The organism is Bradyrhizobium sp. Tv2a-2, from assembly GCF_000472425.1.
In the GTDB taxonomy this organism is placed as follows: Bacteria; Pseudomonadota; Alphaproteobacteria; order Rhizobiales; family Xanthobacteraceae; genus Bradyrhizobium.
In genome coordinates this window covers 234,629-243,874 of sequence record NZ_AXAI01000011.1, presented here as the reverse complement: position 1 = coordinate 243,874, position 9,246 = coordinate 234,629, and the positions used below count along the sequence as shown (strand labels likewise).

Below are 9,246 nucleotides of genomic sequence, written 5' to 3'. Positions count from 1 at the left end.
GGCCGGCAGTTGAAAACAACGTACACCATTTGTTCCTTGTTCGCAATATGTTCTTTTGAAAGTATCCAAATTCGCCTGGTGTAATACGCCGCCGAATGCCTATATGCCTTGCATGGCAGATAGCCCGTTCAAGAAGTCACTCGCTCAAAAGCAGGCGGAAGCTTCAGAGAGCTACGCTTCATACAGAGCCGAACAAGAAGCTACTCGCGCAAACATGCTCCGGCTTCGTGCCGAACGGCACGCCCGGGAGGCAGCCAATCCGCCTGAGCCCGCGAAGCCAAAACCCCGGAAAAAGATTATTGGCGAGCAATAAGGCCGCCGCAGTTGGCGACCTCTTTAGGACAATACCGGAGTCCTCGCGATATCCCCCAGTCGAGACGGCGCCGGAGCCCGGCGAATGGCCGAGATCTCCTAATGCCCGAGATCTCCTGGGGAGCCACCAACCGCCCCAGATTGCCCCCAGCTGATTTCGGATGTCCCGGTCTGATCCTTGCGTCCCGGTCTTCCGGGGCTCGCGCTACATCACCACCAGAAGTACGCTACCAATAACCAGCACAGCAAAGCTCACCGCCGCCGCAGCGACGAATGATCGCTCGATCTTGTCCATACTACCACCCCGAGTCGGCGAGCCTCGTTTCCCCATGGCATCGCCGAGCGCAGACAATGTCCCGGATATGTTTGTCCGAAATTATGCGCGCGGGTGTCTGAATTGGGACGGCACCGGAAATGACGCGCGCTGGCTGCGATCAACATGGATTCAACGATCGTATCAAATTCTTCTTTGCCGACGGGATCGGTCGCAGCGTGCTCGTCGCAGGACTTCTGATAATGAGAACCCCACCAGCGATGACGCAGCCCTGCTTCACTAAGGATGCGGGCCGCCGCTTCCACCTCTTGACGTGCCGTCATCGAATTATGTGCGGCGCCACGAAGCGCGCGACGCACGCCGAGTACCCTGCTCCCCGGCCCGATTCGCACGGTGACCCAAAAGCGGAAGTAAGGCCGCATTAACCATCGGCCGGTTGCTGACATCTCCTGCCGAAAAACCGATATGTCCAGGACTTGAGCTTTTTGTGCTGCATTGTATGCAAGGAGATGGCTGGGGATTTGAGGCCCAGTGGATACCCAACGTCGCCAAGCGATTATATTCCGCTCGGCGGCGTTGTTCTTAATCAGGCGCTCGAAGCCGCCGGCGCGCTGCACGCGCTCGTCGACATGACCCGCGGCGACATTCGTCGCCTCATCGCTGTCCCACTGCGCGTGAGGCCCAGCGACGCCTGACCTCAATTTATCGGCCCGTGCCTTGGTTTCGGATGGGACCTCCGGCAAGGACCGGTCCGAGGCGTTGCTGCCCCACTCAGCCAAACAGGCACGGCTCTTGCTTTCTAGACTGGTGCTCGCATCACGGAAGCACTGGTGCAGCAAGGCCGGCTCCGGCGCACCTTCATACCCGGCAAAAGGTGTGCCGGGCCGGCTTAATCCTTGGCGACCCCGCCTGCCGCGCTCGCCCTCCTCCCCGGGTTTTGATGCTGTGCGGCTCTGAGCCCTGCTAGGCTCCGGGCGACGGTCGAGGCCCGGCCGGCCGGCATCATCTGACATGGATCACCCCACCACGCTCAAGGAAAAGGCTCAGATCACGGCAGGCGCCGTGGCTTCGCTGGTGATTGTCGCGTGGCTGATGGCACTGACAATTGCCTTCCTCGCCGCAAACTGAGTGACCCCTCGGGAACCGTCTGTCTTTTGCATTTTGTGAACAAGGAGCATTGGAACGAAATCGTGCTTCACGCGTGATGTTCTCAAGGTGCACCGCACCCGGACATCTCGACTCTGGGGAACCGTTCCATCGTGCCCGGAATATTATATCTCACCCGCCAAGCCGCGGCGCTGCTCAGATTTGCCAACTCGACCTCGAATCCGCGGCTTGCCGCGGCGCTGGTTGAGCGGGCCTCCCAGCTGAAGTCGCAGGCCGACGAACGCGCTTCGTCCCGGCCTGATCCCAGCCCATATCCTCCCGACGTCGAGAACGACGACACGACCTGAAGCGCGATGAGATCAGGTCGAACCGTCATCGCGCTTCAGGTTTCTGATTGAGCATGATCTCCGCGCAAACGCCTAGCGTTTGTCGCGCGCGAATCACAATTCGAATCCGCGCGGGAAACTCCGACGAGCCAAGTGGCGTTCTGCGTCGTGTCTTCTTTGCTGAGGAAGAATCCGATGCAAATTTATCGCCCGACACCGAACTGTGCCCGGACCAGGGCTGCAACCATCCCTGTTCACATCGCGGCGTCGAGATGCAGCCTGCTCTTCTTGCGCCTCACAAGCGAAGGCTGAAGAAACTCACCTTTGCCTGCAGCCGATGCGAGCCCGACGAGACGTTTCTGGCCGCGCCCAAATGAGACCAAGCCTGATCACGCGGGCCGGTGGCCACCGTTCTTTTGCGCGTCGTCGGCTTCCCTGAGAAGCCGGACCAGCTCGGCCATGCTGGAGCGATCAGCCCCGTCATTGCCGCGACGCGCCGGCGCCGGGATGTGGTCGGGACGGTCGGCGCGCTTTCTGTCACGCCAAAACAGATCGGTCAGCTTCATCTCTCATCCTATAGGCCGATGCAGCCGGGAAGCCGCTGCGCCTTACAGCTCTTCGTGCATCGTGCCTGCAGCGCTACCAACGCAATACTGGCCGCTAGGGTTGCGCGAGATGGTTGATTTTCCACTGCTCTTTCGCGCTTTTTGCTCCGTAGTTCTCCCACCGAGAACAAAGTTCCGTTAGCGAACGAAGGCAGCCGGCTCGTTGACGGACTTCAGTCAACAAGACGCGAGCGAGCTCCTCTGTCGTGGAACGGTCAACGAGGCCACGCATAATTGCTCCATGCGAAAAGGCGACATCATCTGCCCCGAGTGCAAGGCCGGCATCCGCCGGATTGAGCTGAGCTCCCGCAAGGGTCATGCAGGCGAGTTCCGTTGCCCGCTCTGCGATCGTCTGCTCGAAACCTCCGACGGCTCGACGGACATTATCTATCGACTTACCGTTGCTCCGGAAAAATTGTTCGACTAAAGCGCGAACCGGCGCCAGTCGCACCGCCCCTTCTCGCATCGATCCCCGCGGTTCCAGCACTGCCCGCAAAAGCGGCTTACTTTCAAGGGGATGATGGTATATTCGCCGTCCGGAGGAGTTAATCTCGACTATTGAGCCATGTTGGCGTTGGCGAAATCGCGGCGGAGATCTGCCATGAACTACAGGGGCGTAGAATATACCCTCACCATGACCACAGTCCCCGGAGTCTGGAAGTGGCAGTTCAGGATTGGTGACGAGATCAAGACCGGCAAAACCGAAACCAAGATCGACCTGCTCGCTGTGCGTCGGGTACAGTCACGCATCGACCGCGAGTTGAAGAAAATGGCCGCACCCACTGACTACGCGGGCTGACAACGGGATCGCAGTTCGGGCGACGACCACCGAGGTGGACGTAAGCATTGCCAGCTCCGACCCGCGCTGCGACGACCATCGCGCAGCTTGCATGCAGTGCTTCTGTAATCCTTCCGCAACGACATCCCGCTTCCCTCTCGACCTCTCCGCGTCGGCGGCGCATGCTGCTTCCACATCGCAAATCACTCACATCCAGAACCTGGCGATAGTTTTCTGCCCCAACCGCGAGTTGCGTAAATGATCGTCCATGCGCCGAAACTTCTGACGCCTGAAGAATTCGCCTCCCTGCTCGAGGTCGCGGTGAGCGGGCCGGAGGCGAACATTCCCGCCGATCATCTCAACAAGCTGTTGACGCTCGGCTGTCTGACGCTCACGGATCAGGGTCCGATCGTCACCGGCGACGGGCTCGTTCGGATCACCGAGAGCGAATGAAAATGCAAGGGAGCAACGCGCTCAGTGCATCGCGCAAGAGGGATCGGATTACCTCGTGCAGCATGGAGCCGTAGTCTCCCGGAATTTGCACCGTTCGCTGTTTGAGCCACCATTGATACTTCAGGTAAGCGATATTTTGTCTTGTGGTTGCGCGACGGTTTCTCGTCATGTCCCTTTATTTCTTTCGTATCCGCAACGGCCGCTACTCCGGCGCCTCCGACATCGGCAGCGAATGTGCCGACCGTGCCGAGGCCTGGAAAGAATTGACCAATGTCTGCGCCGATATTGCCGGCGGCATTTCTCGCAAGCTTCGCGAAAACTCCGAATGGCACATGGAAATGCTGGACGAGCAGAAGCAGCCGGTGTTCCGCATTCGCATCGTGGCCGAGACGCTCGACTAGACTCGAAGCGCGATCGGATCGGTTTGTAGCCCAAACAATCCCCCACATTTCGGGAAATCGGGAGCGGCTTGGTTTGGGCGCGTTGATCGAGATCAACATGTCCTTCACAAGAACTGCCAGACAGCAGGGCACGATGGGTAACGTCCTTTTTCGCTGCCCCCGGACGGCATTGAACGTGCAGCACTGGCTGGCCGACGAGGTCGGACCGGACGATGCGCAATGCAGCTACGAAACGGTGGTCTGCAAGGCTTGCACGCGGCTGCATTTCATCAACCGCAGGACCGGCAGGCTGCTGGGCGACCAGGAGCATCCCGAGTAGCGGATTTGATGCGCGAGCCCCTTTGAAACGCCAAGCCCTTCCGATGCGTCAGGCGACGGCTGCAAAAATCATGCGCCGTTCGTCGACTGATCAGTCGGCGCTGCGCAGGCGACGCATGGTGAATTCGATCTCGTCGCCCGGCAGTTCACGCCAGCTTTCGACCGCGGTCATATAGCCAGCCTTGGGATATCGGGAGAGGAAGTCGCGCGCGGTCAGGCGCGCCTTCTCGCGCGGCAGCGTGAAGGTCTCGCGCACATAGCCGTCGTCCGGCTTTCGCCGTCCGGCCATTCGGCTGGCAAGATCGCGCGGCGACGAGGCCATGCCGCAACTCCGTGAGCAGATACCACCCGCTCAATATAGGCCTGCCGGGTGCGGAGTTGGAGTCCGGCGCCGTCAGTTGGCGCTGCTGCCGGTTTTGGTTTTCTTGGTTGCGGCGGTCGATTTTGAGCTCGGCGCCGTCGCGCTGTTTGGCACGCTCTTGGGCGTATCGGCGCGCACGGTGCCCCAGGGATCGCTGGAGGCCTTGGCGTCGGGGATCTTCCTGAGCGATTCCTTATAGGCCTTGTCCCGCGCCTCATCCGCTTCCTTCTCTTCCGGGCTCTTGGACTGGAGTTCCGGAATGAGGTTGATATTGGGCATCTGCCCCTGCGCATGAGCCGGACGCGCCAGGAATGTGCCGGTGGTCGGGATCGCGAGCAGCGCAAGCGCAGCGGCGGAGACGCGAACAGATTTCATTGAAGGCTCCCCTTTTTGCTGCCGTATACCACCGCAATGGCGGCGCAGCCAAGCGTTCCGCAGGCCGGCCCTCAGATGTGATCCGACCGGCAGGACTTCGGCGAGCGCGATCATGCCGAACACCACGATCCACCGCCGCGCCATCCTCGTACCCACTCCCCAAGCGGTCATCCCGCCCACACAGGATAGTCGCCCAAGTCCGGCATTTTCAAGCCGAAGCGGGGTTCCCTTGGGCGCGCCAAATCTTAAAGTCACGCAATGAAACTGGCGGCTTGGGAGGAGCTTCGTTCATGCAGCAACAACAGGAGACACACGCGTTCGGCATCGACGAGGCGCGACGGGTGTTGGGTGAGGTGTTCGCGCCCTGGGTGCAGGATCTCGGGCTTTCCGTCGAGGCGATCGACCATGAGCCGCCCGCCCCTGTCGCCGACTGGCAGCCCGGCGCGCTGCTGCGCATGGCCTTTTCCGAGCGGCTGTGCCGGCATGGAGGCGTGGTCTGCGGCCAGGCGCTGATGGCGCTTGCCGACACCGCCATGGTGATCGCGATCCTTGCCGCCAACCGCGGCTACCGCCCGATGACGACCGTCGACCAGACCACACATTTCATGCGCGCGGTCGCCTCCGCCGACGTGCTGGCGGATGCCCGCGTGGTGCGGCTCGGCCGCACCATGAGCTTCGGCCGCGTCACGCTGCTCTCCGCCACCGACAACAAGCCGGTGGCGATGGTCTCGAGCGCCTTTGCGATGCTGTGAGCAACAGCAAGGCCAGCACCGACCCTGACGGCGAGGCGGGCCGAATGCCGGGACCGGCGGATTACTTGCCGCGGATTTCCTCGGCGCCGCGTTGGTAAGGGGCGCGTGAGGGGAACAGGGTCGGCAGTTGGTGCCGGCGCGACCGCGCCGGTCATGAACCAAATCACAAGCAGAGGGCACCTTCACATTTGGGAAGGGGTTCCCCGTCTTGGTAAATCGATTCTGAATCGATACCCCCTCCCGGACCGGTCAATCTTTAGTCGTCTGCAATTCGTTCAAACTAGGCTCGTGAGCTTGAGGAACTGGAAAGCTATCGGCCACGCCAGTCGATCAGCAAAGCCAGGCTAGCGAGCGAAAGTCATGAGTGAAGATTTTGTCGAGAAACGAATCCATGCCAGACACCGCGTCTTCAAGGGCGGCAGGCTGGCGTTCAACGGCGGCGGCAGCGTCGAATGCACCGTGCGCAACATCTCGCCGGGCGGCGCGCGCGTGGATGTGACGAGCCCGATCGCGCTCCCGGCACAACTCACCCTGTTCATCGACACCGATCATTTAAGGCGGCGTTGCCATCCGGTCTGGACCCACAACACCCATATCGGCGTCGCGTTTGACTAGGCCCGCCTCCAGCGCCACAGCAGGAGCGCAAGCAGCACAAGTGCGAGCAGCGCCGTGATCGCGCCGGCCAGGAAGCGTCCACCGGGCCGATCGATGGTGCGCGACCAGAGCGACGGCGACTCGCCCTCGCGTGCCAGACGAAAGGCCACCAGCGCGTCGCCGATCGACGTCCCGGCTTCGGAATGGCCGCCGGCGGCGATCGCGACGTATTGCTCGCCCTTCCAGAGATAGGTCATGGGATTGGCGACCCCTGGCACCGGCAGCCGGCCCTGCCACAGCTCCTCGCCCGATTTGGCGTCGAAGGCGCGCAAATACGCATCCATCGCGCCAGTGAAAACGAGGCCGCCCGCAGTGACCGCGACGCCATTGACGAGTGGTGTCCCCCAGTGGAAGGCAAGCCCAAGCGGCGCACGATCCTCCGTGGTACCGACGCTCGACCGCCACAGGATCTTGCCTGCCTTGAGATCGGTCGCAACCAGCGTGCCCCAAGGCGGCCTGTTACAAAGCAGCCCGAGCCCCGACATCGCCACCACCCGCGTCATCGCAAAGGGCGCCCCCAACTGCCGCCCAAAATCGATGCCCGCGGACGGCTTGAAGCCGTCGGCGTCCGCACGCGGCATCAGCTTGATGATGTGCACGGCATTGGTCGTGTTGGCATAGAGGATCTGATTGAGGGGATCGAAGGCCACCCCGCCCCAATTGACACCGCCGCCGGTCATCGGAAATTCCAGCGTACCTTGCGTCGAGGGCGGGGTGTAAAGCCCGTCGTTGCGCAAGTTGGCGAGATCTGCCTTACAAGACGGACTGCCGATGATCGGCGGAAAGTCCAGTATATCGTTGGCCGAGAAGTGCTGCGGCGTCAGGGCCGGCACGTGAGTCGGGAACGGCTGGGTCGGCGAGAGCACCTCGGCCTCGGCGCCGCCTTGTGGCACCGCGCGCTCCTCGACCGGCCAGACCGGCTGCCCGCTGTCGCGGTCGAGCACGAACACAAAGCCCTGCTTGGTCGGCTGGATCACCACATCGCGCAGGCCCTGGCCGGTGTCGATCCGCGCAAGCGTCGGCTGCGCCGGCATGTCGTAATCCCAGACATCGTGATGCACGGCCTGGAACGCCCAGGCGAGTTCGCCGGTCTCGACCTTGAGCGCCACCACCGAATTGGCATGCTCATCATTGCCGGGTCGCTTGCCGCCCCAGAAATCGGGACTCGGCGAGCCCGTCGGCAGAAACACCAGGCCGCGCTCCTCGTCCGCCGAGATCGGCGCCCAGACGTTCGCGTGCCCCGCATCGATGCCGCGATGCTCGAGTGGATCAAAGCTCCAGCGCGGCGCTCCGGTGCGCGCATCGAACGCCCGCACCGTACCGAGCGGCGCCTCGACGCGCGCATTGTCGGCGATCGACGAGCCCACCACGATCACGCCGCGGCTCACCACCGGTGCCGAGGTGAACTGGAACTCACCCGGCCAAAGCAGCTTGATGCCGACGTCGATCCTCACCTCGCCATTGTCGCCAAAACCTGCGCAAGGTCTGCCGTCCCTGGCGTCGAGCGCGATGATGCGCGCGTCGTTGGTGGCGGTGAAAATGCGGCTGCGGCAGGCTAGGCCGTCGGCCGCTTGGGAATCGACCCAATAGGCGACACCGCGGCAGTTGAAGCGGTTGGCCGGACGCTGCGCGGTCGAAATTTTTGGATCGAATCGCCATTTCTGCGAGCCCGTGCCGGGATCGAGCGCGACCACCTCGTTGAACGGCGTGCAGAAGATCAGGCTGTCCTCGACCAGGAGCGGCGTCGCCTCGAACTTGCTGCGCGCCATGGCCGGTTCCGGGCGCGTCGTGAGATCCCCGGTGTGAAACTCCCAGGCGCGCACCAGATTGTTCACATTCGCGGGCGTGATCTGCGCGATGCTCGAAAAGCGTGTTCCGCCGGCATCGCCGCCCCAATAGTCCCAGGCAAGTGCAGGCTGCGCCGCCAGGCACGCGATCAACAGGCCCGCTGCTGCCAGGCTCCCGCCATCCCCGATGTGACGGCGCCGCCTCGCCGGCTCTCCTCGCCTGAAAACACGATATGGATTGATCATGTCCTGGAACTCGCCGCTCGATACCCCGCGATTGAGTCCGTTATTCAATTCACCGCCTGCATCTCAGTCCAGCGGCGGCGGGGCGAATGGCTGCGCCCGCGTGACGAAGCGCCGCCCGCAGGGACTGATGGCGTGATAGCGCTATCGGACGGCGAGGTACACGGCAACAGCTCCCATCAGCGAGCTCGCATGCGCCGCTGATCGGGCCTTGTTCTCACTTGGGCTTCTTGCTGTCGGGAGTGGCAGGTCGCGCTCCGCCCCACGGATCGTATTTTTCCTTCGGCTCAGGGATACGATCAAGCGCGGCCTTGTAGGCCTTCTCGTCGACCTGCGGCTTCTTCTGATCGGACTTCGCGTCACCGCCTTGATGGTGCCGGCCGCCGCCACCGCCCATCTGCGCCTGTGCGGGTATGCCCCCCAGCGCCGCAATTGCCAGAACAACTGCCCCAATCACCACAGAGCGCATTGGTATGGTCCTCCGTACCGTCGCGAACGCA

General features: G+C 62.4%; 14 protein-coding genes. 8 read left to right on the top strand and 6 right to left on the bottom strand.

The window, feature by feature from the left end:
• Nucleotides 1-564: 564 nt before the first annotated feature.
• Nucleotides 565-1,425, bottom strand: coding sequence for a hypothetical protein (locus tag A3AI_RS47875; RefSeq protein WP_156927912.1), 861 nt, complete (start codon nt 1,423-1,425; stop codon nt 565-567).
• Nucleotides 1,426-1,845: 420 nt separating this feature from the next.
• Here A3AI_RS47875 and A3AI_RS0123960 point away from each other — a divergent pair, with 420 nt between their 5' ends.
• Nucleotides 1,846-2,040 (top strand): hypothetical protein, encoded by a 195-nt coding sequence (locus A3AI_RS0123960; protein WP_024518021.1) that lies wholly within the window; start codon nt 1,846-1,848, stop codon nt 2,038-2,040.
• 368 nt (nt 2,041-2,408) lie between these two features.
• Here A3AI_RS0123960 and A3AI_RS47870 read toward each other — a convergent pair whose 3' ends face one another.
• On the bottom strand, nt 2,409-2,585 hold the full coding sequence (locus tag A3AI_RS47870) for a hypothetical protein (protein ID WP_156927911.1): 177 nt from the start codon (nt 2,583-2,585) through the stop codon (nt 2,409-2,411).
• A 280-nt stretch (nt 2,586-2,865) separates the two neighbouring features.
• Between A3AI_RS47870 and A3AI_RS0123950 the strand changes: the two genes are divergently transcribed.
• The 5 genes from A3AI_RS0123950 (at nt 2,866) to A3AI_RS0123930 (ending at nt 4,575) form a co-directional block, all read left to right on the top strand.
• Complete coding sequence (locus tag A3AI_RS0123950) at nt 2,866-3,051, top strand: hypothetical protein (RefSeq protein WP_024518020.1); 186 nt, start codon at nt 2,866-2,868, stop codon at nt 3,049-3,051.
• A gap of 174 nt (nt 3,052-3,225) precedes the next feature.
• Entirely contained in the window at nt 3,226-3,423 is a 198-nt protein-coding gene (locus A3AI_RS0123945; protein WP_024518019.1) for a hypothetical protein, read from the top strand.
• A gap of 237 nt (nt 3,424-3,660) precedes the next feature.
• Nucleotides 3,661-3,855, top strand: coding sequence for a hypothetical protein (locus A3AI_RS0123940; protein WP_024518018.1), 195 nt, complete (start codon nt 3,661-3,663; stop codon nt 3,853-3,855).
• A gap of 167 nt (nt 3,856-4,022) precedes the next feature.
• The gene (locus A3AI_RS0123935) at nt 4,023-4,256 is read left to right on the top strand and encodes a DUF6894 family protein (protein WP_024518017.1); all 234 of its coding nucleotides are present in this window, start codon (nt 4,023-4,025) and stop codon (nt 4,254-4,256) included.
• Nucleotides 4,257-4,353: 97 nt separating this feature from the next.
• Entirely contained in the window at nt 4,354-4,575 is a 222-nt protein-coding gene (locus A3AI_RS0123930; protein WP_349509693.1) for a hypothetical protein, read from the top strand.
• Nucleotides 4,576-4,665: 90 nt separating this feature from the next.
• Here A3AI_RS0123930 and A3AI_RS0123925 read toward each other — a convergent pair whose 3' ends face one another.
• Both A3AI_RS0123925 and A3AI_RS0123920 read right to left on the bottom strand, forming a co-directional pair.
• Nucleotides 4,666-4,896, bottom strand: a complete 231-nt coding sequence (locus tag A3AI_RS0123925) for a hypothetical protein (protein ID WP_024518015.1) — start codon at nt 4,894-4,896, stop codon at nt 4,666-4,668.
• A gap of 72 nt (nt 4,897-4,968) precedes the next feature.
• Complete coding sequence (locus A3AI_RS0123920) at nt 4,969-5,310, bottom strand: hypothetical protein (RefSeq protein ID WP_024518014.1); 342 nt, start codon at nt 5,308-5,310, stop codon at nt 4,969-4,971.
• A 290-nt stretch (nt 5,311-5,600) separates the two neighbouring features.
• Between A3AI_RS0123920 and A3AI_RS0123915 the strand changes: the two genes are divergently transcribed.
• Entirely contained in the window at nt 5,601-6,062 is a 462-nt protein-coding gene (locus tag A3AI_RS0123915; protein WP_024518013.1) for a PaaI family thioesterase, read from the top strand.
• Between the two features lie 360 nt (nt 6,063-6,422).
• On the top strand, nt 6,423-6,677 hold the full coding sequence (locus tag A3AI_RS0123910; RefSeq protein WP_024518012.1) for a PilZ domain-containing protein: 255 nt from the start codon (nt 6,423-6,425) through the stop codon (nt 6,675-6,677).
• On the opposite strand, the gene A3AI_RS0123905 is transcribed toward A3AI_RS0123910, so the two are convergent.
• Both A3AI_RS0123905 and A3AI_RS0123900 read right to left on the bottom strand, forming a co-directional pair.
• Entirely contained in the window at nt 6,674-8,749 is a 2,076-nt protein-coding gene (locus tag A3AI_RS0123905; RefSeq protein WP_024518011.1) for a pyrroloquinoline quinone-dependent dehydrogenase, read from the bottom strand. The two genes, A3AI_RS0123910 and A3AI_RS0123905, sit on opposite strands and share 4 nt — an antisense overlap.
• A 214-nt stretch (nt 8,750-8,963) precedes the next feature.
• Entirely contained in the window at nt 8,964-9,215 is a 252-nt protein-coding gene (locus tag A3AI_RS0123900; protein ID WP_024518010.1) for a hypothetical protein, read from the bottom strand.
• Nucleotides 9,216-9,246: the final 31 nt, after the last annotated feature.